Below are 24,858 nucleotides of genomic sequence, written 5' to 3'. Positions count from 1 at the left end.
ATGATTAGCCCATAACAAAGAACAGGATGCGTAAGCATGAAGAAAGTTGTTTTGGCCGTTGTGGTAGCGGCATCCCTGGCCGGCGGGGGCTATTTCTATTTTCAGCAGCAGTCTCATGCTGCCCAAGCCGCCAGCCAGCCCAAACCTGGCCGCAGCGTGCCGGTGGCGACAGGCGAAGTGAGCTCACACCAAGTAGTCAGCTCTGTCTCTCTGGTGGGCAAACTGGCCGCGCAGCGTTCAGTGACCATTGCTACTGAAGTGGCCGCCAAGGTGGATCGCATTGTGGTGGACACCGAGCGGAAAGTGACCCAGGGCCAGTTGCTGGTTCAGCTCGATAACGCCAAGCCCAAGGCCGCTTACGATGAAGCGAAAGCCTATTATGACGACGAAAAGCGTAAATATACCGAATATCAGCGGCTGGTGAAGCGCGGCGCCCTGACCCAGACCGAACTGATTGCGCAGCAGGCAAGTGTGAGCATCGCCAAAGCCCGCCTGGATGCGGCTAAAGCGGAGCTGGATGATCACCAGATCCGTGCGCCGTTTGCCGGGACTGTGGGTCTGATTGACTTCAGTGCAGGTCATACCGTGACGGTCGGCAGTGAGCTGTTTACGCTCGATGATCTGTCAACCATGCGCCTCGACGTCCAGGTGCCTGAGCAATACCTGTCAAAACTGGCACCTGGCATGGCGGTACAGGCAAAAAGTCAGGCATGGCCGGATGATACGTTTCAGGGCACGATTCAGGCGATTGACTCCCGGGTTCAGGCTGAATCACTCAATATCCGGGTGCGTGTCCAGTTTGAGAATACCAGCGGTAAACTCAAGCCCGGCATGCTGATGGCAGCGGCGCTGGATTTTACCCCGCAGCAGGCGGCGATTATTCCGGTTCAGGCGCTGGAGTATTCCGGCACCAAGCGTTTTGTTTACCTTGTTGATCCCCAAGGCATTGCGCACCGAACCGAAGTGACGCTGGGCGCCAGAGTGAAAAACGAAGTGGTGATTGAATCGGGCGTTGAGATTGGTGATCGCATTGTGGTGCAGGGACTGGTCAATATGCGTGATGGCCTGGCCGTGCAGGATGTCAGCCCGGGCAACCCGTCTGAGACCAAAGCGGCCAGTGTGATGCAAGCGGGAGATAATGCCTGATGTGGTTATCTGACGTTGCAGTAAAACGCCCGGTGGTCGCGATTGTACTGAGCGTGCTGCTGGTGGTGTTCGGTCTGGTGTCATTCAGTAAACTGCCGGTTCGGGAGATGCCCGATGTGGAAAACCCGGTGATCAGTATCGGCACCTCGTACGAAGGGGCATCGGCAACCATTATGGAAAGCCGAGTCACCACTGTGCTGGAAGATGAACTGTCGGGCATCAGCGGCATTGAAAGCATTACCTCGACCACACGTAACGGTAGCTCGCGGATCAGCGTTGAGTTCGAAATGGGCTGGAACCTCACCGAAGGGGTCAGCGACGTGCGTGACGCCGTTTCCCGGGCCCGGCGCAGCCTGCCCGATGGCGCGGATGAGCCGATTGTCTCCAAAGATGACGGATCGGGTGAAGCGGCGATTTATATCAATCTGACCTCAAGCGAAATGGACCGCTCACAGCTCACTGACTACGCCGAACGGGTGTTAACCGACAGGTTCAGCCTGATCAATGGCGTCAGCTCGGTGCAACTGACCGGCGCACTGTATAAAGTTATGTATGTCCGCCTGTTGCCGGAACAGATGGCCGGGCGCGGCGTGACCACCACGGATATTATCGACGCCCTGCGGGATGAAAACGTTGAACTGCCGGGCGGCGAAGTGCGTAACGATGCGACCACCATGTCGGTACGTACCGCGCGTCTGTACCGCACCGCAGAAGACTTCTCCTACCTGATGGTGCGGCAGACCCAAGACGGCACGCCGATTTACCTCAAAGATGTCGCCGATGTGGCCATCGGCGCGCAAAACGAAGATGCCACCTTCAAAAGCAATGGGGTATCCAGCCTGAGCTTAGGCATCGTGCCGATGTCAGACGCCAACCCGCTGCAAGCTGCCGCTGCGGTCCAACAAGAAGTGGACAGGCTGCAGCGTTTTCTGCCGGACGGCACCCAGCTGGCAGTGGATTACGACTCGACCATCTTTATTGAGCGCTCGATCAACGAGGTCTACAACACCTTGTTGATCACAGGCGCGCTGGTGGTGCTGGTGCTGTATGTCTTTATCGGACAGGCAAGGGCGACCCTGATCCCGGCGGTCACTGTGCCGGTGTCGCTGATTTCCGCTTTTATGGCGGCTTATTATCTGGGTTTTTCCATCAACCTGCTGACCCTGATGGCCCTGATTCTGGCTATCGGCCTGGTGGTGGATGATGCCATTGTGGTGGTCGAAAACATTTACCACCATATCGAAAGGGGCGAGCCGCCTTTGCTGGCGGCGTTTAAAGGCACCCGAGAGGTCGGTTTTGCGGTGATTGCCACCACGCTGGTGCTGGTGATGGTGTTCCTGCCGATCGGCTTTATGGATGGCATGGTGGGGCCGCTGTTCACTGAGTTTTCTGTGCTGCTGGCAATGTCTGTGCTGTTCTCCTCACTGATAGCACTGACCTTAAGTCCGGTGCTGGGCAGCAAACTGCTTAAAGCCAATGTCAAACCCGGACCCTTCAACCGCTTTGTCGATCGTCAGTTTGCAGCGCTGGAGGCGGTGTACCGCAAAGCGGTCACTCAGGCCGTGCGCTGGCGCTGGGCGGCACCTTTGCTGATTGTCGCCGTGGTCGGCGCCAGTGTCTGGCTGTTTAAACTGGTGCCGAGCCAGCTGGCGCCCTCTGAAGACCGAGGGGTGATCTTTGCCTTTGTCCGTGGCGCGGAAGCCACCAGTTATAACCGTATGGTCGGCAATATCGAACAGGTTGAGCAGCGCTTGCTGCCCATGGTGGGCAAAGGGCTGATCCGCTCTGTCAGTATCCAGACGCCGGCCTTTGGCGGGCGGGCCGGGGATCAGACCGGTTTTGTGATCATGCAGCTGGAAGACTGGGAAGATCGCGATGTCAGCGCGACCCAGGCACTCGGGGTGATCCGCAAAGCCCTGCAGGGCATTCCGGATATCCGTGTCTGGCCCTTTATGCCGGGATTTCGGGGCGGTTCGTCCGAGCCGATGCAGTTTATCCTCAACGGTGCTGATTACGACGAGCTGTTTGCCTGGGCCACCAAACTGAAAGATGTCGCGCAGGGCAGCGGCATGATGGACGGCGTGGACATCGATTACGCCGAAACCACACCTGAGCTGGTGGTGACGGTTGATCGCCCTCGGGCGGCCGAGCTGGGTATTCCGCAGTCGGATATTGCCGAAACGTTGGAAGTCATGCTGGGCGGGCGCAGTGAAACCACCTTTGTCGAACGCGGCGAGGAATACGATGTGTATCTGCGCGGCGATGAAAACAGTTTTAACAATGCGATGGATCTGAGCCGGATATATGTCCGCGCCAGGAACGGCGAGCTGGTGTCGCTTAACAGTGTGGCGAAAGTTGAAGAAGTGGCAGCCGCCCGCAAGCTGAGCCATAACGAGAAGCAGAAGTCGATCACCATCACCGCGAACCTGATGCCCGGCCATACCTTGGGTGAAGCGCTCGAATTTATGGATGAGCAGGCCTTGTCTATGCTGCCGAGTGATATTGTGATCGACTATGGCGGTGAATCGAAAGATTTCCGCGAGAATCAGAGCAGTATGGCGATGATCTTTGGATTGGCTTTGCTGGTGGCGTATCTGGTGCTGGCGGCGCAGTTCGAAAGTTTCATTAACCCGATGGTGGTGATGCTGACCGTGCCGCTGGGGATCTTCGGTGGCTTGCAGGGACTGATCCTGATGGAACAGAGCCTGAATATCTACAGTCAGATAGGCATGATCATGCTGATTGGCATGGTGACCAAAAACGGCATTCTGATTGTGGAGTTTGCCAACCAGCTCAGGGATAAAGGCATCGCCTTTGAGCAGGCCATTGTCGATGCCTCTGCACGGCGTTTACGCCCGATCCTGATGACGGCATTTACCACCTTGTTTGGTGCCTTACCGCTGCTGCTGTCGAGCGGCGCCGGTTATGAAAGCCGCATTTCGGTCGGCACTGTGGTGTTCTTCGGTATGGCGTTTGCGACTCTGGTGACTTTGTTCGTGATCCCGGCCATGTATCGTCTGGTGTGCGCGAAAACTCAGTCACCGGGCCATGTCGCGGCACAGCTGCAAAAAGCCCTGGAGCATGATTATGTGGGACGCCGCAGCCATGGTGAACTGCCATTGAATGAAACAGGTAAATAAAGATAAAGGGGCGTAAAGCCCCTTTATCTTACTGAATGTCTTTTTATGGTTTAGATGTGATCAGAAGCGATATCCTACCGCTATTTGAGCGCCTTGATAATCAAAGTAATCACTGAAATCATCCAGTGAACTGTCTGCTATGTTTTTCAGGTATTCACCGCGAATCATAAAGTTATCATTGATATTCCATTGGATACCCACACCACCATCCAGCATGGCACCAGTATCGCTGGAGTTTAATGTGTAGCCATTCAGGCTTGAACCGGAAACTTCTGCATCGGCACTGACCATAGAAGCGTTCAGGCGTGCGTAAAGTTTGATGCCTGAATTACCCAGTTCACCGGTTGACGGCACAACACTGACGCCAATCTGGCTGAGTGAAAGCTCAATTTTAGTATTATCATAAGGATTCCATTCATTGGAATATTCTGTCGAGCTGAAACTGATGAAGGTTTCCAGAGCAAGATATTCACTGAACTCGTGACCCAACCCCAGAGAAAGGTTTGGTGTAATATCTTCAGTAATTGCATTGGGTTTGTCTTTCATCGTCAGGCCGATTGTACCAATACCACCATAAAAATACGTTTTATTGGATGAGACTGTCTCGGCGGGTGATGATGTCTCTGCAAAAGCAGGGGCGGAGGCCATGAAACATGCAGCAGAAAGAATAACGATTGATTTCATTGATATAACCAACTTTGTATTAAAATGTTTAATGTAAAAAAAGCGAGAAGCTTAATACCAAACCTATCAAATGAAATCAAGAGAAGTGACACATGGTGCGTATTGTGAGGCGGCTCATACCAACTGTGCGCTTTTTTTGTATCTAAAATGACGCATTGGAATATCAAACGTTGAGTGAATTCAATCTGATACTGGGTCAAGGATCGAAGAGTTAGTCTGTGTTGCTGTTCATTCGATGTGAAAGCATGGAAATTCGGCTATTTTACAGTAAAATCCCTGCTTCCGAACGCGTTGTGAAACGCACAATGAAGAAGATCACCATGCCAGAAAATAAACCTCAGTCCCGTAATGACGTACCATCTTCAGACACCAGTCTGGTTCGCCTGAACAAATTTATCAGTGATACAGGTTATTGCTCGCGCCGGGAGGCCGACAAACTGATTGAACAAGGCCGGGTGCTGATTAACGGCCAGCAGCCAGAAATGGGCGTCAAAGTCGGCCCGGATGATGAAGTGCTGGTGGATGACAAACCGCTGCGCCGCAAAGAGCCGCCTGTCTATATTGCACTGAATAAGCCTGCCGGGATCACCTGCACCACCGAAAGGCATGTCGAAGGCAATATTGTGGACTTCATTGGTCACCGCAAACGTATTTTCCCGATTGGTCGACTGGACAAGGCGTCTGATGGTCTGATTTTCATGACCAATGACGGTGATATCGTCAATAAGATCCTCCGTGCCGGTAACTCACATGAAAAAGAATATGTCGTGCGGGTGGATAAACCGGTGACCGAGGCGTTTCTGGCCAAAATGGCATCCGGGGTTGAGATTCTCGATACCGTGACTTTGCCGTGTAAAGTTACCAAGGAAACCACTTATTCTTTTCGTATTGTGCTGACCCAGGGCCTGAACCGCCAGATCCGCCGTATGTGCGAAGCGCTGGGCTTTGAAGTCTATAAACTTCGCCGCGTCCGTATTATGAATATCACCATCGACGGGCTGCCAAACGGGAAATGGCGCTATCTGACCGAGGATGAAATGGCAGAGATCCACCGTTTGCTGGCGCTGTCGAGCAAAACAGAGGAAGCCTCGCGGGTCGACAGTCAGGGGCAGGCCATCAGCAAAGCCACAGACGCGAAACTGTTCGATGCCCGCAAGCATGGCGAGCAGGAAGCACCGGTCAGGTATAAAACCTATCAAGGAAAAGGTGAGGTTGAGCGTCGTCGTCCGGGCAGCAAACCGGGCAAATCAACGCAGCGGCCGCACGATAAAAAATCCGGTGGGCATGCGGGCAAAGGACCGAAAGGCGGTCGTCCGGACCGTTCGGGTCATGAATCGACCTCGCCCGGCATTAAAAAATGGAAGTCTAAGAAAGACCAGTAACGGCTGAACGCCGATTCTGCTTGCATTCCCCTGCGCAACTTTGCACTATTCAATGATTACAAAAAGCCAGAAGCAAAGTTACAGGGGAAGTCATGGCAGGCAACACAATTGGACAAGTTTTTCGCGTCACCACCTTTGGCGAAAGCCATGGTCTGGCGCTGGGCTGCATCGTTGATGGCTGCCCACCCGGGTTGGCACTGACAGAAGCCGATATGCAGCACGATCTCGACCGTCGTCGCCCGGGAACCTCCAAGTACACCACACAGCGCCGCGAGCCGGATGAAGTCAAAATCCTGGCCGGTGTGTTTGAAGGCCAGACAACCGGCACTTCTATCGGTCTGATGATCGAAAATACCGATCAACGCTCAAAAGATTACTCCCAGATCAAAGATCTGTTCCGTCCCGGCCATGCTGATTACACCTACGAGCAAAAATACGGTGTCCGCGATTACCGCGGCGGCGGTCGTTCTTCCGCCCGTGAAACCGCGATGCGGGTAGCGGCTGGCGCAATTGCCAAAAAATACCTGAAACAGGTGCACGGTATTGAAGTGCGTGCTTACTTATCGCAAATGGGCGACGTCAGTATTGATACGGTTGATTGGGATCAGGTCGAGCAGAATGCCTTTTTCTGCCCGGATGCCTCGAAAGTCGACGCGCTGGATGAGCTGATCCGTAAGCTCAAAAAGGAAGGTGATTCCATCGGCGCCAAACTGACCGTCGTGGCTGAGAATGTCCCGGTCGGACTGGGTGAGCCGGTGTTTGATCGCCTGGATGCGGACATTGCTCACGCCCTCATGGGCATCAACGCAGTGAAAGGCGTAGAGATTGGCGATGGCTTTGATGTCGTGACACAGCGCGGCAGCGAACACCGCGATGCCATGTCACCGCAAGGTTTCAAATCTAACCATGCGGGCGGCATCTTAGGCGGGATTTCCTCCGGTCAGGACATCGTTGCTCATCTGGCGCTCAAGCCCACATCCAGCATTACCGTGCCGGGCGAGACAATCAACAAGCAAGGCGAAAGCGCTGAGGTCGTGACCCGTGGTCGTCATGATCCGTGTGTCGGCATCCGCGCCGTACCGATTGCCGAAGCCATGGTGGCGATCGTGCTGATGGATCACCTGTTGCGCCACCGCGCGCAAAACGCCGATGTGATTACCTCGACGCCTAAGCTGAAAGAAATCGACTAAAGCGCTAACTGGCAGGCCATAAAGGCTGGCTGCTTAAACAAAAAGAGGACGTTGGGGCGTCCTCTTTTTGTTACTGAACACTCAGTCGCATCGCAGCGACAAACCCGCTATAATCGACGCCATTCTTGCGGGAGGGTCTGAGCGTATCAGCGATGACCTCTCAGATGTTCAATGAAGCCACACACAGTCCATGCCTCACGATTATAACGACCTGATCACACTCTTTAATCGCACTTTCCTGACCAGCCTCAACACAGAACTGGTGCTGGGCGGGGATGAGCCGATTTATCTTCCCGCTGATACTGAGCATCCGCACCACAGAATTGTGTTTGCCCGGGGTTACTTTGCCTCTGCACTGCATGAGATCGCGCACTGGTGTATTGCCGGCCCCGAGCGGCGTCTGCTGGAAGATTATGGCTACTGGTATTTGCCCGACGGGCGGGACGCTGATCAGCAGGCGGTGTTTGAGCAGGTTGAAGTGAAGCCTCAGGCGGTAGAGTGGCTGTTATCGGCCAGTTGCGGCTTTCGTTTTCAGGTCAGCTGCGACAACCTGAGTGGTGATCATGAGCCGGATCGGGTAGCATTTACCCGCAAAGTTCGCCAGCAGGTACTGCATTACCTGAATGGCCATACACCGGAGCGAGCGGGCATATTGTCAGAAATGTTGCGTCAGCATTATGGTGTACAACCGCTCAGCGCAGACGATTTCCCTGAGCCGCTTTGATGATACGGACACGCTTCACGTCAGTGTATGCGTGGCGCGAGTCAACCTATTCTGAGCCGCAGGCCAGATTCAGATAAAACGAAAGAGTGACGAGATGATCCAGCAATACGAAGAAAAGCTGCTCACCCTGATTGACCTGATGGTGGAAACCGCATCAGATGACGAATTATTTGCAGGCGGTTACCTGCGTGGCCACATTTCGTTGTCGGCAGCAGCGTGTGAGCGTGACGGCATTGCGTCTTTAGAGACAATGAACCAGGCGGTGAATGACAGCCTGAAGCATGCGCAGTCTGAACTGAATCCTGCCGATCAGCAGCTGGTAAAATCACTGTGGCTTCAGTTGCAGCAGTCGGCGGTTGAGTCATCCTCCTGACTGGATTGCGGTAACCCAGGCGCGTTGCCGGTAACAGTAACAGAAGTACAAACAGAATCAAAAAGGCCAGTCCGGATATAACGGACTGGCCTTTTTGTGTATCCCATCTTTGATTGCGTGTTTTGGCAATCAGTCGTGATTTCTGAACGCAGAGCGGATCAGGACAAAAGCCACAGCCAGCATACCGCCCAGCAGGGTGGCGATCACCACAATCAGTGCGCGTTTCGGTTTGTCTTTGGTCACCGGTTTTTCTACGTTTTCAAGAAAACGGTAGGTTTTGAATTTGATATTTTTATCCAGTTCAGTGCCCTGTAGCAGGGACAAACGCGCTTCCACTTGCTGAATGCGGGGTTCAACCACGCTCAGGTTTTTGACCGATGCCAGGGCGCTCACCTTGGCCGCCAGCGCTTTGGCGCCTAAGTTAATGGCAAAAATCTCGTTATCACCCAGGTTCTGAACCGGCTGGTTAACATCCGCAGCACTGGCAATATTTAAGGCATATTGGGTACGCTCTTTTTCAACCTGCAGATAGCTGCTGGCCTGACTGCGCAATACCTTGAGCTGCTGTTTCAGCTCATACTCTTTGGCGGAGACCAGCGCCTGCACGTTCGCTAATGTATCGTTATAGACTTTTGCTGAAACGAAATCGATGTACTGTTTCAGCATCTCAAAGCTGCTGTTACTGGTGGTGGCCTGCAGGTTAATCACAAAGGTATCGGATTCCTGCTTGCTGGCTTGCTGAGCCGTGATTTTATCGAACCAGTTCTCCAGCGCTCTGTCAGTATCTTCTTCAGAGGTGACATTCTTTTCAGTCAGAAACTGCTGAAAATCGCTGTTGTCCGTCAGGAAAGCTTTTTTGTTTTCCAGCGAATTAAAGCCATTGATGAAATGCTTAAACAGCACTTCGGCATCAGCCACATCAAGCAGTTGGGTACTGACCAGTACGGTACCGTCAGCCTGATAGACATCAAATGCAGGCTGGAATGCACTGATTTCACGTTGCAGTTGGGCAAAATCGGTAATCTGAGGCTGTATCACTTTGGCTTTGGCCGTCCACCATTCCTGCGCAGTGAGTGCGTAGGCAACACCTGCGATGGCGAATACAAAGGTAATTAGCGCTATCAACAACTTTTCTTGCCACAGGGTTCTGACAAGCTGGACGAGATCGATTTCATCAGTGTTGTCTGGTGTTGGCATAGTTTGATTCGATTGATGAACAAGTTGAGGGCCTGACGGGACGGCTTTTTTGTGTGTATCTGTCACTATGACACTTCCATTGATAACTGCAATTTGTGATGCGATAAAAAAGAAAAATAAAAAAATCTTTGTAATTTTATCTGAATGCGTTCAGTAGAGCATTAGAATTAAGTAAATATGTACTCACAAGGCAAATTATAGGTGGGGGCTCTTAGCGGAAGCAAGCAGCCATAGGGCACTTGAAGGAAATTATTGAACAAGTTTCTACTATCCGTGATCCCTGACAAAAAATTCGGATAACCGAGGCGCATGAAAAGTTACTTTTTATACAAAAAAGCAACTTTCACTGAGTGCGACCTTAAGCGTTGCCTTCAGGCACAAGATGCCGAGCCCCGATTTCGCTTTCTTTGGCAATAAATGTCAGGGTCAATCGACGGAATAGGGGAAGCTGATATATTTACGGCGGTAGTTTGACGAACCGGCAAAAAGGGTCAGCAGAAACAAAACGGCCAGTAACCCCAGGCTGAAGACGATATCTTCCTGCACCACCAGTTGGTAGCAGCAGGTGGCAAAAAACGCGATCGCCAGCAACAGGTTGATTTTATGCAGTACGGGAAATGTTACCGAAAAAACAGCATATTTTCTGAACATATTTCTACCTCACAAACGTCGATTACGAGATCACTTCATCCAGATCAGGAAGGCGACAGTATTCGATGAAGATTAATCTTTAGCCACTTTTTGTGTTGCCGGTACGGGATCCCGGTTCAACCGTTCAATAGGGCGGTTGAGCAGCACAGCAGCGCACGAGTGCAATAAATCCATTCAGTTTGCAGGGCTAATTGTTGGCGTATTCAGACACTCAGAGCAACTAAAAAGAGTTGAAAGAATCTAAAGAAAGCTAAAAAGCAGGAGGAAATCGAAGAAGGCAGAAAAAGCAGCAGCGGTTGTGCTCTCGGAGCTAATGATGACCCGCAGAGGCGGGCCATCCAGAGTTATCTGACTATATAATCATGCTTATTCAGCCTGCATCATCTTCCGGCCGTACCAGGGATAACGCGCATCGGTAATGTTATAGAGCTGGTACTTACGGTTGAGCATCTGTCCGCCGTCCCGCGTCAGAGGAAGCCAGGAAATATTGGCGCGGTTGCGGCTTGGTTTGACGGTCATCAGATCGTAAGGGATCGAGATGTAAAAGCCTTTATTGTAACTGCCCTCACCAAATTCTTCGGCCGACAGGTTGGTTTTGGTCACAAAGGCACCGGCAATGACCCCGCTGTCAAACTGCTTGGAAAAGTCGAAGGTCACACCCACATCTTCCGTCAGGTAGCGTCCGGCACTGATTTTCATCAGTGTATTGGGCAGCAAAGTCCATTGTGGCTGGTAATAGAAAGTCGCATGGCCGGTCAGCGCGCCAGTCTGTACCTTGTAGTCACGCCCTGTAATGGGATCGAAGTGCACTTCGTCACGGAAAAGGCCGAACTGGGTATCCGGGTCTCGCTGAATCACATAGTTTATATCGGCACCCAGCGCCCAGTTGACGCCCATAGGGCGATAAAGCACCTCACTGCCTGCACCGGCAAACATCATTTCCAGGTAGCCTGCGTACGCTTGTCCGTACCAGTTATCCGCCAGTTGATCCATCCAGGTCAGCTGAAGATTGTTCACCCGGATCGGATTGCCATCAATGTACTGGCGAACCAGGGTACGCACGCGTTTTAAATCTGTGCCATCGGGCGGCACATCGTAGAGGAACTTATCGTAGTTATCGAACAGATTGAGATAGACACTGCCGCCCAGCTCCCAGTGATCCGTCATATGATAACTGGCGCCTGCCGTTACCCCTAAGTTATACAGATAAAATCCTTCCGAGCCGCCAAAAGACTGCTGAAGGGTTGGGGAAACACTTATATCCCATTTGTCAGTGTCTGTGGCAATCAGCCGGCCTTGCGGCTGCGCCGGTACCTGATGCGTGATGGCATCGTCGACAGAAGCATTGACATAGCTGTAACGGGCGACTTGATCAAATGCTTCCACGTTCACCCGGGTTTCCCTGATTGGCAGTTTGTTGCTGGTTTCGATCAGGCGATACTCGTTATACAGCGGCAGGCCGGTTTGCGGATCAGTCGGTAACTGGTTACTGAGCAGGGTTGCGGCACGCTGGTAGCCCTGGTCGCTATCCCGGTACTTGTTCTGCGGCGCCACGACAGTCACGGTATAATCATCGGCATACAGGGTCGGGTTTTCATAACCGGCGTTGGTATGCAGTTGATTGGCAATATTCTGCCAGTCTGCACTGGTGGTTGTACGCTTTTGCCTGTCGGGTGCATACGTGGCAGCAGGTGTGTCCCGCCAGGAGGTGGTCAGCTGATTAAAATTGGTATTGAGGTTAAAACCGGCGGTCCAGGTATTGCCGCGCTCATAGCTGATCCGCAGATCGCCCCAGTCGCCCAGGCGGTATAACACACCCAGGTTTATCGGGCTGTCCTGAGTCATATCCGAGTCTGCGCGGGTCACAGGAAAATCACTGGTATAGTCGTTGCCGTCATATTCCAGTTTCAGCCGCAAAGGCTGCCAGGGCGTCTGGTATTCGACTCCGCCAAATAACGCCATGCAGCCGGAGAACCAGCGCTCGAAATCGACACTGCCGCCTTTGCCTTTATATTCGGTATTGCGGCCGCAATCGCTGCTCAGGCTTTTATCACCGGACAGATTGGCGCCGTTGCCAATATAGCCCCAGCCGAGCCCCAGGGTAAAATCCAGCGCTCCCCAGTGTTTGCTGGCGGCAATGTATTCACCGTCAAACAATCCGGTACCGCCAAAATCACGAATCCCAACAGAGGTTTCCGGTAACCAGAAGCTTTCTTTTAATAGCCGAAGTTTGAAGTCGATGCCTTTGTCTGTGTATTTGGTGTCGCCACTGAAGTCTTCATCTTCACTGTAGAGGACATCCTGAACCAGGGTGTAACGTACGGTGGTTTCCAGCCAGGGGAACAGTTGCAGCGACACATTGTAGTGCAGGTAATCTTCATTATAGGTGGTGCCAAAGGTGAATTCGCCTTCCGGTGCGACTCGGCCGGAAGGCATCTGGATCAGGCCTACGCCACCAAAATCAGACTGGGAAACGGAAAAATCAGGATAACTGAAAGCATCGGCATGAACCGGCAGGGCGATGAACCCCAATGATAATCCTGACAGAAAACGGAGACCCGGAAAACGAAGACCCAGGTGCTTGGAATCGGAAGACAGAACAGGCTGAGCCATCAGAAAGGCCTTTGTGAAAGCAAATGAATAATTTGAGCATTTAACGACTTCGCACTCTCCGGCAGATCGGTAAACGCAAGATAAAGAATGGCGCCCGGCGCGATATCTTGATGCTGCCGGTTCCAGTACGCGATATTGTGCTGTTCGGCTTTGCCGTCGGGTTGAATCACCCAGACATAATCCCGGTTGGCGACCGATAACGCTGGTATCTGTTTCAGATAGTCTGCAGCATCCTGTCTTTCCTGCCAGGGCAGCGAAATATCAGCCGTATTGCCGGTCGGCAGTTTGACGGCACCTGTCACTTTCACGGTATTGGGCCGGGTCGTCAGGCGCAACGCAAAGGGCCCGTTCAGCGCAGGGTTGTTCTCGGGCACGATGCGCACACGATCTCTGTCTAGCGGCAGGAAAATGCGCTCACCCGGCAGAGGCGAAGCCAGGCTTTGTGCCAGCTGAATGAGCGTCTCGCTGGCTGCCGGGCGGCTGTAACGCCAGTGATCAGCCAGTGCTCTGGTCTGTTTGTCTAAGGTTTGCTGATGCAACGCGATGGCCTGCTTTGCACGGTGATCGGCTTTCCATAGCAAAGCACCGCTCCAGTAAAGCGACTGAGCGGGCTTGTCTGATGACGGCGTTAAAGTGCTGAGATTGGCCAGCGCGTCTTGCTGAACCTGATCCAGTCGCACAGTCGACGGGTAGCGCAGTTGTAATTCTTTACCGGCGCTGTTCAGTTGTACCCTCACCGAAGTGGGTGCAGCCTCATCAGGCATTGCCATCGCCGGTGTCGGGGATAAGGAAGCAATGAGTATCAAAGCAGGTTGCACTAAAGCAGGCAGTAACAAAACAGGCCGCGTAAAAATAGTCTGTATCAAAGCTTTCATCATAAATCCTGGGGCGGAAAGCCTTGTCTGGTCAGGCGAAAAGATCGGCTGTAAGCGATGATTTGCATTCATAATCCGTTATTGTCCGTAAGCTTTCAGCAGTTGTGTTTCGACTTCAGGTAAACCGGGGGCGATCAGCTGGCGACTTTTCAGGACCTGACCACTGGCGGGATCAATCCAGAAAGCATTGTCAAACTGCAGAGCCAGACTGGGTACATTGACCTTTTCAACAAAGTAGCGTGCCGGCTGAGTGATCGTGTTGATGGTAATCGTCACCAGCCCTTTGTCCTCAAAGTGCGAGGTGAGCTGATAGCCAAAATGGTAGCCGGGTTGCCAGTCGACGCGACGGGTCCAGGTGGTGGGTGTTGAGGGCAATTGCAGCCCGAGTGCCACCGGGTCTGGCGTCTCAGCGGTAACCTGAACAAGATTGCCAAGGGGCAGGTTCAGGGTTTTCACCAGTCGTCCGTGTTCTGTCACCAGCATGCCTTTGTCGGCGGCCAGCCATTTCAGTTGCATCGCAGGCTCGGTCGCTTCTGAATCCGTCGCTGTTTTTGGCGATGTCAGAATCGCAGCAGGTTCCGCCAGTGCCAGTACCATAAAAGCCTGAGGGCCATCTCCAATACGGGCATACATACTGGCGTAGGGGAGTTGTTCAATCCAGGCTGAGGATTTCACCGTGTCGTCATCACCGCGAACAGCAAGACGAAAGGTATCCGACACATTCTGAAATTTTTGGCTGCATCCGGATAAAAAAGCGTGAACAGGGCGATGAGTACCAGAAAGCGTCTGTTTACAGAAAGACGGGCGTCGAACATGAGGTATCCGCTAGTCATAAGTCAATGGGAGCCACAGGCCAATAGAAGTCACAGGTCAATGACAAAAATAAAAATAACCGCACAGGTGTGCGGTTATGAAATCTGAGACAGCAAACGGGTTTGTTTAGCCCTGATTTACAGATGTAGAATTCGCTGTATCGTTGCTGTTGGCATCGACAACAGCAACAGCTGTTACGGCTACAGCAGCACCCACAGCAACGGTCGTCGCAGTGATACCACCAACCGCGGCAGCTGTGGCGCCCGCAGTACCCGCTGCAGTACCGGCTGCTGCGGTAGAAGCAGTTGTTGCACTTGTGGTCGACGTCGTCGCTGCTACAGAACCAGTACCGGTTGCTGCAAACGCTGAACTGGCCATAAGCAATGCAGCCAGAGAAACGATTACCTTGTTCATCCTATTCCCTTATTCAGTTGTGTTAAGTGATAAATACTAAAGATTGCGGCTTGTTGATAACGCAAAACGCTTTTCAATGATATTTGCATATATAAAGGATAGCAATGTATAGAATGTGAAGATTGCTGTTTACTGCGATTTTAAAACAAAACACTCAGTTAGTATTTTTATACTAAGCGCATTATTAAGCGCATCGTATGGCCCTGTAGTCACTTGTCAGTCGCAGAGGTTCGATAAACATTGTGTTAAGTGCATTGAAAATTGAATTTTTTTCTGCGAACAATAACCTGACGGTGACTAATTACTCTAATTAGAGACCTGTTGCATTTAATGGTTTCTCAGTGGAGTGCGATTGTGTAGAATGCTGCTGCCAAAGTGACAGTCGATCAAGGCGTTTTTACATGCCTTGCAACGATTGTGATGGGGGAAGACAGGCGTTTTCACAGGTTTCGGTTCAAACAAAATCAAATGTAACCTAAATCACACTTTTCTAATGAAATGTCATGCGGCTGACATGCGTGTCATGTGAAAACGCTAACCTGCACCTTGCAGAAAACATGGATGTTATTGAAGGCGTTTGGGAGCTGTAACCTAAGGGCGGTAGCGTGTCTGAAAGGCCAGGAGACTGTTTACAGGCAGCCTCTGAAATATAAAATTTATTGCAGTTTCTCTTTTTAAACAGGCTCTCAATTCCTGTTTTACGTATAGGTCCGGGTGTTATGTGCCGGAGCGTACTCTTCACTCCATCAGGTTTATCTAAATAAGCAGTTGTTGTCACCTTGGTGTGATTCAGCTGTTTGCATAATGTGCGATTGACTTATCCATTGGCAACTGCAATTTGCATACTGCGATTAGTTTTTCGATCAAAATTCAATTTTTATTTATCAACGTTGATTGGATATGGATTTCTCTAAGAAGCTCCTTTTTACTGCTGTGGCGTCATTGTTATTAGCAGGTTGTACGGTTGTTCCCGGTTCCCATCTGTCGTTACCCGACAATAAACAACAAGCAGACAACGAAGCGTTTAACGTGTCTGAGCAGGTGAACGTCTATCCGCTGACACCTTCTGTGATATATCAGTCAAAACGGCCAGAAGTGACAGCCAGAACCAATCCAGCGTTGGATGCTGAACTCACCGGCTATGAGTATTACATTGGCCCTGGCGATATCCTGAATATTACTATCTGGGATCATCCTGAGCTGACCATTCCGGCCGGTTCTTACCGCAGTTCCAGTGAGTCTGGTAACTGGGTGCATGCCGATGGCAGCATCTTCTATCCCTATATCGGCATTGTTCAGGTCGGCGGAAAAACCGTGACGCAAATCCGTGATGAAATCTCGCATCGACTGGCGGCTTTCATTGAAAGCCCGCAAGTGGATGTCAATGTCGCGGCCTTCCGCTCTCAAAAAGCGTACGTGACCGGTGAAGTCAACGAGCCGGGTCAACAAGCCATCACCAATGTGCCGATGACACTCTTAGATGCGATTAACAAAGCTGGTGGCCTGGCAAAAGATGCCGACTGGCGAAATGTGACCCTGACCCGAAATGGCATAGAACAGGACATTTCGCTGTATGCCTTAATGCAGCGTGGCGATCTGACGCAAAACCGCCTGCTTCGCCCGGGTGACATCGTGCATGTGCCGCGTAACGATGCGCAGAAAGTGTTTGTCATGGGTGAGGTGAACGCGCCTCAATTGCTGAAAATTGATCGTGCCGGTATGACACTGACCGAAGCACTGAGCAGTGTTGGCGGTATAAACGAGCTGGAAGCGGATGCGACTGGTGTGTTTGTGATCCGCAACGTGCGCAAAAATAACAAGGCAGATAATGTATCTTCAGCAGACAACGCGCAATTGGCGGACATTTACCAGCTCAATATCAAAGATGCTGCGGCGTTAGTACTGGGGACAGAGTTTGAACTGGAACCTTATGATGTGGTGTATGTGACCTCGGCACCGATTGCGCGCTGGAACCGTGTGGTTCGCCAGTTGCTGCCAACCATTACCGGGTTTAACCAGCTGACCGAAGGGGCAGTACGAGTGAGGGATTGGTAAGCCATGTTTAACAATATTCTTGTGGTATGCGTCGGTAATATTTGCCGCTCTCCGTCGGGAGAAGCGCTGCTGAAACAATTGCTGCCTGCGAAAAATATTCAGTCGGCTGGGTTAGGCACAGAGAAAAGCAAGCTGCAGGGAAAACCTGCGGATCGCACAGCCAGCGAGATTGCCGCTGAGAATGGGGTCTCCCTTGAGGGCCATCAGGCCCAGCAACTGACTTCCGCGATGTGCCGTGACGTCGACTTGATTCTGGTGATGGAAAAAAGCCATCTGGATGCCGTGGCGTCTATCGTGCCTGAAGCCAGAGGAAAAACTATGCTGTTCGGGCAATGGATTGGTCAGCAGGACATTCCCGACCCCTACCGCCTGAGCCGGGAAGCCTACGAGCATGCGTATCAGCTGATTGACAAAGCGGCCCGTGCCTGGGCGCAAAAGCTGTAACATCGGGCGTCAGTTTTTACAGACTGATGCTTTCTGAGTGATCAAAGACTGTCGGTTTGAACCCTGAACGACAGTAATTAAGACAGGGAAGATCACCATGACATCCACCATCATGAGTAGCCTGAGTAGATAGACACTATGACTGTTTCGCAACAAGTGTCGGTGAAACAATCCGACTCCGACGAGATTGATCTGGGCAAGCTGTTTGGCATTTTGCTGGACAGGCGCTGGACCATTATCGCCATGACGTTCGCCTTCGCGGTTGCAGGCATTGCTTATGCACTGTTAGCGACACCCATTTACAAAGCTGATGCCCTGCTGCAAGTCGAAGAAAAAAGCAATGGTCTGTCTGCGCTGGGGGAGATGGGCGATCTGTTTTCGAGTGAATCCTCCTCGAATACAGAAATTGAGATTATTCGCTCGCGCATGATACTCGGTAAAACTGTGGACAAACTCAACCTGACCACACTGGCAGAACCTGCTGCGTTGCCTTTGATTGGTAAGGGCTTACATCGTCTGTCCGGCAATAACGACAGTATCGCAATCAGTCGATTTGAAATCCCGCAAGACATAGAAAAGCCAGTTTATACCCTGGTGGTAGATGATCCGGACAGCGGGACTTACATCTTGTTCGACAACGTAGCGCAGAAAGTTTTATCGGGGAAAGTCGGCGAGCTGGCAACCTCCGGTGAGTATCAGTTGTTTGTATCAGAGCTCGTTAGCGGGCAGGCAGGCACAGAGTTCAGCATCAGCAAACGTTCCCGGCTAGATACCATTCAGTGGCTGCAACAAAGTTTGTCAGTTTCAGAGCGCGGTAAACAAACCGGTATTTTGCAATTGTCGTTCACCGGACCGGATAAAGCGCAGAATACTGCGATTTTGAATGACATCAGCCAGAATTATTTTCTGCAGAATGTGGCCCGTAATTCGGCCGAAGCGGAAAAGAGCCTGGAATTCTTACGCGGCCATCTGCCGGATGTGAAAGAACACCTGACCAAAGCAGAAGACGAGCTGAACCAGTTTCGTCAGGCGAACGATTCTATTGATCTGGGATTGGAAGCCAAATCGACGCTGGAGGTAATGGTCACCCTGGAATCCCAGCTCAATGAGCTGACCTTCAAAGAAAGTGAAATTTCACAACGTTTCACCAAAGAACACCCGGCCTATATTGCGTTGCTGGATAAGCGTAAAACCTTATTGGGCGAGCGAGAGAAACTTAATCGGCAGGTGCAAAAACTGCCGAAAACCCAACGTGAAGTGCTACGCCTCACCCGGGATGTGGAAGTGAACCAGCAAATTTACGTTCAGTTGCTCAATAAAGTGCAGGAACTGAATATCCTCAAAGCCAGCACAGTCGGTAATGTTCGCATTCTGGATGTTGCTCAATCGTACACGACAGCGATTAAACCCAAGAAAGCCTTAATTGTGGTGTTAGCGACCTTGCTGGGCGGTATGCTGGCTGTGGCGTTAGTCCTGGTTCGCGCAGCATTTCACCGTGGAGTCGAAAATCCGGATGAAATTGAAGCCATTGGCTTACCTGTTTATGCCAGTATTCCGCTGTCGGACTGGCAGAGTGATATGGAAAAGAAACAGAAAACCAAGCGTCAGCTCACGGTGGAAGAGAGTTTACTGGCAGTAGCGAACCCGGCGGATTTGTCGATTGAAGCGCTGCGTAGCCTGCGCACCAGCCTGCACTTCGCCATGATGGAAGCCAAAAATAATATTTTGATGATCTCCGGCCCAAGCCCGGGTATCGGTAAATCGTTTGTATCGTCTAACATGGCGGCAGTGATCGCCAAAACCGGGCAGCGTGTGTTGCTGATCGATGCTGATATGCGCAAAGGCCGGCTGGAAAAGAACTTGGCGGTCGCTCATACACCGGGCCTCTCGAGCTATCTGGTGGATAAAGCGGGTATCGAAGAGATTATCAAACAACCTGGCGTGGACAATCTGGATTTTATCGGCCGCGGTGAAGTGCCCCCGAACCCGTCAGAGCTTTTGATGCACCCAAGGTTTAAGAAATTGTTAGAATGGGCATCAGAGAATTATGACATTGTCGTGGTCGATACCCCCCAATTCTGGCGGTCACCGACCCGGCGATTGTTGGCGCTCATGCCGGCACAACCTTGTTGGTAGGCCGCTTTGGCCAGAACGCGGTGAAAGAGATTGAAGTGACTAAGCAACGCTTTGAACAAAATGGCATTGAAGTGAAAGGCTTTATTCTCAATGCGGTGCTGCGAACCGCAAGTTCGCATTATAGCGGTGGTTATTACAACTACAGTTATGAATCTAAGTGAACAGAAAGAACTTAAATACGAACAGATAAACTGATCAGGTTAGGGTTGTATTGTGAAAATTTTAGTTACAGGTGGTGCTGGTTTTATTGGCTCAGCAGTTGTTCGTCATATTATTCAAAACACTGCAGATAGTGTGATTAATCTGGATAAACTGACTTATGCAGGCAATCTGGAATCATTAAGCAGCGTGTCCGATAATGAGCGCTATCACTTTGAGCAAGTTGACATATGCGATAAAGCCGCGCTGGAAAATGTGTTTGAAAAACACCAACCAGATATGGTGATGCACCTGGCAGCTGAAAGCCATGTTGACCGTTCCATCGATGGTCCAGCCGCGTTTATTGAAACCAACATCATGGGTACCTATAACCTGCTGGAAGTGTCACGCGCCTATTGGAACCAGCTGGACGAAGTACGTAAAACCGCTTTTCGTTTCCACCATATTTCAACCGATGAGGTGTACGGCGATCTTGAAGGTACAGCAGATCTGTTCACTGAAAGCACATCTTATAAACCTAGCAGCCCGTATTCAGCATCCAAGGCATCAAGCGATCATTTGGTTCGTGCCTGGCTGCGGACCTATGGCTTCCCGACCATAGTCACCAATTGTTCCAATAATTATGGCCCGTATCATTTTCCTGAAAAGCTGATCCCGCTGATGATTTTGAATGCATTAGACGGCAAACCTTTGCCTGTTTACGGTGATGGTATGCAGATCCGTGACTGGCTGTATGTGGAAGATCATGCCCGTGCACTGTACACAGTGGTGACGCAAGGAGAAGTGGGCGAAACCTACAACATTGGCGGCCATAACGAGAAAGCCAATATTGAAGTGGTGAAGACCCTATGCGCATTGCTGGAAGAACTGGTTCCTGAGAAACCTGCTGGTATCGTGTCTTACGAATCTTTGATCACTTATGTGGCAGATCGCCCAGGGCATGATGTCCGTTATGCAATTGATGCCAGCAAGGTAGAGCGCGAATTGGGCTGGACGCCAGAAGAAACCTTTGAAACAGGTTTGCGTAAAACCGTAGAATGGTACCTGAATAATAAAACCTGGTGGCAACGTGTGCTGGATGGTTCTTACAGCATGGAACGTTTGGGAGTAACCGCATCATGAAAGGGATTATTTTAGCTGGCGGTTCGGGTACGCGTCTATATCCTATTACCCGTGGTGTGTCTAAGCAGTTGTTACCTGTTTATGATAAACCAATGATTTATTATCCGCTCTCCACGTTGATGCTGGCAGGTGTACGCGATATCCTGATTATCACTACACCGGAAGATAATGAATCCTTTAAACGCCTGCTGGGTGATGGTTCTGATTTTGGCATTAATCTGCAATATGCAGTACAACCAAGCCCGGATGGCCTGGCGCAAGCCTTTATTATCGGTGAAGAATTCATTGCCGGAGACAGTTGTTGTCTGGTACTCGGCGATAATATCTTCTACGGTCAGTCATTTTCTAAAACACTGAAGTATGCTGCGCAGCGAGAGTATGGCGCCACTGTATTTGGTTATCATGTAAAAGATCCAGAACGCTTCGGTGTGGTTGAATTTGACTCTAGTTACAAAGCATTATCAATTGAAGAAAAGCCAGTTGAACCAAAATCTAATTGGGCTGTGACCGGTTTGTATTTTTATGATAACCGCGTTGTCGATTTTGCAAAGCAAGTGAAGCCTTCAGAACGTGGCGAGCTGGAAATTACCTCAATCAATCAGATGTATCTGGAAGATGAGAGCCTGAATGTCGAACTGTTAGGCCGTGGTTTTGCCTGGCTGGATACAGGTACACATGAAAGCTTACATGAAGCTTCTTCTTTTGTTCAAACCATTGAGCATGTGCAGGGGCTTAAAGTTGCATGCCTGGAAGAAATTGCTTGGAGTCAAGGCTGGCTATCGGATGACGAGCTATTAAATATAATTGCCCCATTAATGAAAAATGAATATGGGAAATACCTGAAATCACTACTTGGCAATAAGACGTTGCAAAAATCACTCTTGGTAAATCGATAATGAAAGTAATTAAAACTCCATTGAAAGATTGTGTAGTCATCGAACCTACGGTTTATGGTGACGAAAGAGGCTTTTTTTAGAAACGTTTCAGTCACAACGTTATAAAGACTTAGCAGGAATTAATTTAGATTTTGTCCAAGATAACAGATCTCGTTCAACTAAGAATGTTTTAAGAGGATTGCATTTCCAAAAAACTAAACCGCAGGGAAAATTAGTCTCAGTAACTGCGGGTGAAGTTTTTGATGTTGCAGTAGATCTAAGACAAGAGTCACCTACCTTTGGCCAATGGCATGGTGTTGTTTTGTCTGAAGAAAATAAGAAACAATTTTGGGTACCGCCAGGGTTTGCTCATGGTTTTTGTGTGCTAAGTGATGTCGCAGATTTTTTCTATAAGTGCACTGATTACTATGATCCGAGTGACGAAAGTGGGATTGTATGGAATGATAAACAATTATCTATCTCATGGCCTATCGAAGCACCTGTTTTATCGCTTAAAGATGAACAGCTTTTAAGCTTTAAAGAAGTTAGCGACATGTTGAATATGACTAAAAGTAGGTAAGTTTAGTGGGACGTTATACAATTTTTGGTGGTAGTGGATTTGTTGGCTCACACCTTGTTGAAACACTTAAGTTGCAAGGGCACGATGTTTTCATTCCAAAAAGGAATGATGAAAGTGTTTTTCGTAAAGAACTCGGCACTGTTGTATATTGCTCAGGTTGTGGCGATTGCAAAAATACGCCAATGGATGTTTTGTCGGCAAACACTGAGCTTTTAGCTAAAGTACTAAAATACGGCGATTTTTCACGTTTAGTTTATTTGTCTTCGACTCGAGTTTATATGAACAATCAGGACTCAGACGAAGTAACTGATGTGGTAATATGTTCAGATGATAATCGACGATTGTTTAATATAACGAAACTTTGTTCAGAAGAGCTGGCTCTAAAAAGTGGCAGAGATGTTGTTATAGTTCGTCCAAGTAATATTTATGGGGTAGCTTTAAATAGTCCTCTATTTTTGCCAAGCATAGCAAGAAATGCAGTGAAAACAGGTAAGATAGATATGTATATTACACCTGAATATACAAAGGACTACGTTTCAGTGGAAGATGTAGTTGAAGCCATAATTTATCTATCTAACGCTGAAAGTGCTATTGGCCAGATAGTAAATATTGCATCTGGTTATAATACGAGTGCATCAAAAATAGCAGAAGCCTTGGTGGATAATACTGGCTGTGAAGTTGTTTGGCATGATATTAATTATCCTCGTGAATTTTTCCCAGAAACAAAGATAGAAAAACTAATCAACTTAATGCCACATTATACACCCAGAGATGTAATCGAAGATATGAAGGGAATGATCTCTGAGATTAAAAGAAACCTAAAATGAAGCATGTAGTTAAAAGAAGCGATGTTATTTGGGGGTATCTTTCTCAGTTTTTGAATATATCCTCTAGCCTGCTTGTACTTCCTTTTATCATTGCATTTTTATCACAAGAAGAACTTGGTGCATGGTACGTGTTTGTTACAATGGCGGGTTTAATCCAGTTATTAGAATTTGGATTATTACCTACTGTATCCAGGTTCTTTTCTTACGTATATTCGGGTGCACAGAGTCTTAAATATAATATCATTCCAAATACCAGTGATGGAGAAATAAACAAAGAGCTTCTGGTTGATGTTTATAATTCAGCTCGCAGTATATATTTGATAATTTCGCTGATGTCACTGTTTATTGTCCTCACAATTGGGAATCTGTATTTATACTCTCTGGATACAGATGAAAATAATGTCTATTTTATTCAAGCATGGACAATGTATGGTGCTGCAATATCAATTCAGCTTTATTTTGGATATTATAACTCTCTACTCAAAGGACGTGGAGAACAAACGGCTTTAAACAAAATAATCGTTGTAACAAAGTTAACGTTTATTATTCTAGCAATACCTTTACTGACTTATAATTTAGGGCTTTATGCCTTATCTATCGCAGCACTATTTTCAATCGTTGTTGATAGGATTTTAGTTAGAAGAGCAGTGTATAATAAAAATAATGATACGTTTGCACATCTTTTAAAAAACAAAATAAAAAGCACAAAAAAGAAAGTTATTTGGAAAAGTGCTCGAGATATGGGGCTTGTTCAGCTAGGCAATTTTTTGACTGTTAGAAGTGGTGTCTTGATAGTTTCGAGCTTCGTTAGTCTGGAAGCTGCAGCAAGTTATGGTTTGACTGTACAGATAACAATGGTTTTAGTCATTGTATCATCAATGCTTTTTGGATTGAATTTACCTAAATTGAATGCTGAGCAGTTAAACAAAAATAAAAGTAGTATCAAATCATTAATGAAGAAGTCACTGGTCGTAGCTTGGGGTATTTATATCGCTGGTGCGTTAAGTATGCTATTTGTAGGTGACTTTTTCTTGTCCTTTTTATCAGAGAACACGACATTATTGCCTAAATACTTACTGGCACTGTACCTCTTTACTGCATTGCTTGAAATGAACTACTCAATTTGTGCATCGTATTTAACAACCAAAAATCAAGTTATATTTCTAAAGGGTGTTATAATCAGTGGTGGACTGATTGTCTGTGTGTCATTTATTGCTGCAAAGTATTTCAGTGCTGGTGTTATAGGTGTAATTTTAGCTCAACTGATAGTACAAATGCTGTATAACAATTGGAAGTGGCCACTGGTAGTTTATCGAGACTTGAAATATGCTTAATAAAAAAACATCACGATAGTAGATTTAATCCGAAGGAAAGAAGAGCATTATGTTTTTAATTCCTTAACCATTAAAGCTCTTACTGTTATTAGTCAAATAGATAATTACTGGTTAGCCCAAGACT

The 24,858-nt window shown here is 49.2% G+C and carries 19 protein-coding genes and 2 pseudogenes; 14 read left to right on the top strand and 7 right to left on the bottom strand.

The window, feature by feature from the left end:
* Positions 1-36 precede the first annotated feature (36 nt).
* Positions 37-1,146, top strand: a complete 1,110-nt coding sequence (locus P4S53_RS20155; RefSeq protein WP_337114095.1) for an efflux RND transporter periplasmic adaptor subunit — start codon at positions 37-39, stop codon at positions 1,144-1,146.
* A complete protein-coding gene (locus P4S53_RS20150) occupies positions 1,146-4,286 on the top strand; it encodes a multidrug efflux RND transporter permease subunit (protein WP_337114094.1) in 3,141 nt (1,046 codons plus the stop codon). Before P4S53_RS20155 ends, P4S53_RS20150 begins: the two co-directional genes overlap by 1 nt.
* A gap of 60 nt (positions 4,287-4,346) precedes the next feature.
* On the opposite strand, the gene P4S53_RS20145 is transcribed toward P4S53_RS20150, so the two are convergent.
* A complete protein-coding gene (locus P4S53_RS20145; RefSeq protein WP_337114093.1) occupies positions 4,347-4,970 on the bottom strand; it encodes a porin family protein in 624 nt (207 codons plus the stop codon).
* A 320-nt stretch (positions 4,971-5,290) separates the two neighbouring features.
* Here P4S53_RS20145 and rluF point away from each other — a divergent pair, with 320 nt between their 5' ends.
* From rluF to P4S53_RS20125, 4 genes are all read left to right on the top strand, one after another.
* The gene (gene rluF, locus P4S53_RS20140) at positions 5,291-6,352 is read left to right on the top strand and encodes a 23S rRNA pseudouridine(2604) synthase RluF (protein ID WP_337114092.1); all 1,062 of its coding nucleotides are present in this window, start codon (positions 5,291-5,293) and stop codon (positions 6,350-6,352) included.
* Positions 6,353-6,444: 92 nt separating this feature from the next.
* Positions 6,445-7,542 (top strand): chorismate synthase, encoded by a 1,098-nt coding sequence (gene aroC, locus P4S53_RS20135; RefSeq protein ID WP_120511444.1) that lies wholly within the window; start codon positions 6,445-6,447, stop codon positions 7,540-7,542.
* Positions 7,543-7,732: 190 nt separating this feature from the next.
* Positions 7,733-8,266 (top strand): elongation factor P hydroxylase, encoded by a 534-nt coding sequence (locus tag P4S53_RS20130; protein ID WP_337114091.1) that lies wholly within the window; start codon positions 7,733-7,735, stop codon positions 8,264-8,266.
* Positions 8,267-8,360: 94 nt separating this feature from the next.
* Positions 8,361-8,639, top strand: coding sequence for a YfcL family protein (locus P4S53_RS20125; RefSeq protein ID WP_337114090.1), 279 nt, complete (start codon positions 8,361-8,363; stop codon positions 8,637-8,639).
* 129 nt (positions 8,640-8,768) lie between these two features.
* On the opposite strand, the gene P4S53_RS20120 is transcribed toward P4S53_RS20125, so the two are convergent.
* The 6 genes from P4S53_RS20120 to P4S53_RS20095 all read right to left on the bottom strand — a co-directional run bounded on the left by P4S53_RS20120 (position 8,769) and on the right by P4S53_RS20095 (position 15,202).
* Positions 8,769-9,902 carry an LPS O-antigen chain length determinant protein WzzB gene (locus tag P4S53_RS20120; RefSeq protein ID WP_337114089.1) on the bottom strand — a complete coding sequence of 378 codons (1,134 nt, stop codon included), beginning with the start codon at positions 9,900-9,902 and terminating at the stop codon, positions 8,769-8,771.
* Between the two features lie 360 nt (positions 9,903-10,262).
* Positions 10,263-10,487, bottom strand: coding sequence for a hypothetical protein (locus P4S53_RS20115; RefSeq protein ID WP_337114088.1), 225 nt, complete (start codon positions 10,485-10,487; stop codon positions 10,263-10,265).
* 366 nt (positions 10,488-10,853) lie between these two features.
* Positions 10,854-13,100 (bottom strand): YjbH domain-containing protein, encoded by a 2,247-nt coding sequence (locus P4S53_RS20110; protein ID WP_337114087.1) that lies wholly within the window; start codon positions 13,098-13,100, stop codon positions 10,854-10,856.
* The gene (locus P4S53_RS20105) at positions 13,100-13,975 is read right to left on the bottom strand and encodes a capsule biosynthesis GfcC family protein (RefSeq protein ID WP_337114086.1); all 876 of its coding nucleotides are present in this window, start codon (positions 13,973-13,975) and stop codon (positions 13,100-13,102) included. Before P4S53_RS20105 ends, P4S53_RS20110 begins: the two co-directional genes overlap by 1 nt.
* A gap of 78 nt (positions 13,976-14,053) precedes the next feature.
* Positions 14,054-14,695: a YjbF family lipoprotein gene (locus P4S53_RS20100; protein WP_337114085.1), complete on the bottom strand. Its 642-nt coding sequence runs from the start codon at positions 14,693-14,695 to the stop codon at positions 14,054-14,056.
* Positions 14,696-14,914: 219 nt separating this feature from the next.
* A complete protein-coding gene (locus tag P4S53_RS20095) occupies positions 14,915-15,202 on the bottom strand; it encodes a hypothetical protein (protein ID WP_337114084.1) in 288 nt (95 codons plus the stop codon).
* A 900-nt stretch (positions 15,203-16,102) separates the two neighbouring features.
* Here P4S53_RS20095 and P4S53_RS20090 point away from each other — a divergent pair.
* The 8 genes and pseudogenes from P4S53_RS20090 to wzx all read left to right on the top strand — a co-directional run bounded on the left by P4S53_RS20090 (position 16,103) and on the right by wzx (position 24,734).
* Positions 16,103-17,257, top strand: coding sequence for a polysaccharide export protein (locus P4S53_RS20090; RefSeq protein WP_337114083.1), 1,155 nt, complete (start codon positions 16,103-16,105; stop codon positions 17,255-17,257).
* 3 nt (positions 17,258-17,260) lie between these two features.
* The gene (locus P4S53_RS20085) at positions 17,261-17,701 is read left to right on the top strand and encodes an arsenate reductase/protein-tyrosine-phosphatase family protein (protein ID WP_337114082.1); all 441 of its coding nucleotides are present in this window, start codon (positions 17,261-17,263) and stop codon (positions 17,699-17,701) included.
* 138 nt (positions 17,702-17,839) lie between these two features.
* Positions 17,840-19,998 (top strand): annotated as a pseudogene (locus P4S53_RS20080) (polysaccharide biosynthesis tyrosine autokinase).
* A 52-nt stretch (positions 19,999-20,050) separates the two neighbouring features.
* Positions 20,051-21,118: a dTDP-glucose 4,6-dehydratase gene (gene rfbB / locus P4S53_RS20075; RefSeq protein WP_337114081.1), complete on the top strand. Its 1,068-nt coding sequence runs from the start codon at positions 20,051-20,053 to the stop codon at positions 21,116-21,118.
* Positions 21,115-22,014 carry a glucose-1-phosphate thymidylyltransferase RfbA gene (gene rfbA / locus P4S53_RS20070; protein WP_337114080.1) on the top strand — a complete coding sequence of 300 codons (900 nt, stop codon included), beginning with the start codon at positions 21,115-21,117 and terminating at the stop codon, positions 22,012-22,014. Before rfbB ends, rfbA begins: the two co-directional genes overlap by 4 nt.
* Positions 22,014-22,573, top strand: a pseudogene (rfbC, locus tag P4S53_RS20065) (dTDP-4-dehydrorhamnose 3,5-epimerase). Before rfbA ends, rfbC begins: the two are co-directional and overlap by 1 nt.
* A 5-nt stretch (positions 22,574-22,578) precedes the next feature.
* Complete coding sequence (locus tag P4S53_RS20060) at positions 22,579-23,400, top strand: NAD-dependent epimerase/dehydratase family protein (protein WP_337114079.1); 822 nt, start codon at positions 22,579-22,581, stop codon at positions 23,398-23,400.
* A complete protein-coding gene (gene wzx, locus P4S53_RS20055) occupies positions 23,397-24,734 on the top strand; it encodes an O-unit flippase-like protein (protein WP_337114078.1) in 1,338 nt (445 codons plus the stop codon). Before P4S53_RS20060 ends, wzx begins: the two co-directional genes overlap by 4 nt.
* Positions 24,735-24,858 lie beyond the last annotated feature (124 nt).

It is taken from the genome of Photobacterium sp. Hal280 (assembly GCF_037162255.1).
Lineage (GTDB): Bacteria > Pseudomonadota > Gammaproteobacteria > Enterobacterales > Vibrionaceae > Photobacterium.
The sequence above is the reverse complement of the archived record's forward strand: the minus strand, read 5'-3'. Positions and strand labels throughout refer to the sequence as shown.

Coding starts and splice junctions, on each gene's coding strand:
- P4S53_RS20155 (WP_337114095.1), top strand. CDS start 37: ATGAAGAAAGTTGTTTTGGCCGTTGTGGTAGCGGCATCCCTGGCCGGC.
- P4S53_RS20125 (WP_337114090.1), top strand. CDS start 8,361: ATGATCCAGCAATACGAAGAAAAGCTGCTCACCCTGATTGACCTGATG.
- P4S53_RS20145 (WP_337114093.1), bottom strand. CDS start 4,970: ATGAAATCAATCGTTATTCTTTCTGCTGCATGTTTCATGGCCTCCGCC.
- P4S53_RS20115 (WP_337114088.1), bottom strand. CDS start 10,487: ATGTTCAGAAAATATGCTGTTTTTTCGGTAACATTTCCCGTACTGCAT.
- P4S53_RS20085 (WP_337114082.1), top strand. CDS start 17,261: ATGTTTAACAATATTCTTGTGGTATGCGTCGGTAATATTTGCCGCTCT.
- rfbA (WP_337114080.1), top strand. CDS start 21,115: ATGAAAGGGATTATTTTAGCTGGCGGTTCGGGTACGCGTCTATATCCT.
- aroC (WP_120511444.1), top strand. CDS start 6,445: ATGGCAGGCAACACAATTGGACAAGTTTTTCGCGTCACCACCTTTGGC.
- P4S53_RS20095 (WP_337114084.1), bottom strand. CDS start 15,202: ATGAACAAGGTAATCGTTTCTCTGGCTGCATTGCTTATGGCCAGTTCA.
- rluF (WP_337114092.1), top strand. CDS start 5,291: ATGCCAGAAAATAAACCTCAGTCCCGTAATGACGTACCATCTTCAGAC.
- P4S53_RS20110 (WP_337114087.1), bottom strand. CDS start 13,100: ATGGCTCAGCCTGTTCTGTCTTCCGATTCCAAGCACCTGGGTCTTCGT.
- P4S53_RS20090 (WP_337114083.1), top strand. CDS start 16,103: ATGGATTTCTCTAAGAAGCTCCTTTTTACTGCTGTGGCGTCATTGTTA.
- P4S53_RS20105 (WP_337114086.1), bottom strand. CDS start 13,975: ATGAAAGCTTTGATACAGACTATTTTTACGCGGCCTGTTTTGTTACTG.
- P4S53_RS20130 (WP_337114091.1), top strand. CDS start 7,733: ATGCCTCACGATTATAACGACCTGATCACACTCTTTAATCGCACTTTC.
- wzx (WP_337114078.1), top strand. CDS start 23,397: ATGAAGCATGTAGTTAAAAGAAGCGATGTTATTTGGGGGTATCTTTCT.
- P4S53_RS20150 (WP_337114094.1), top strand. CDS start 1,146: ATGTGGTTATCTGACGTTGCAGTAAAACGCCCGGTGGTCGCGATTGTA.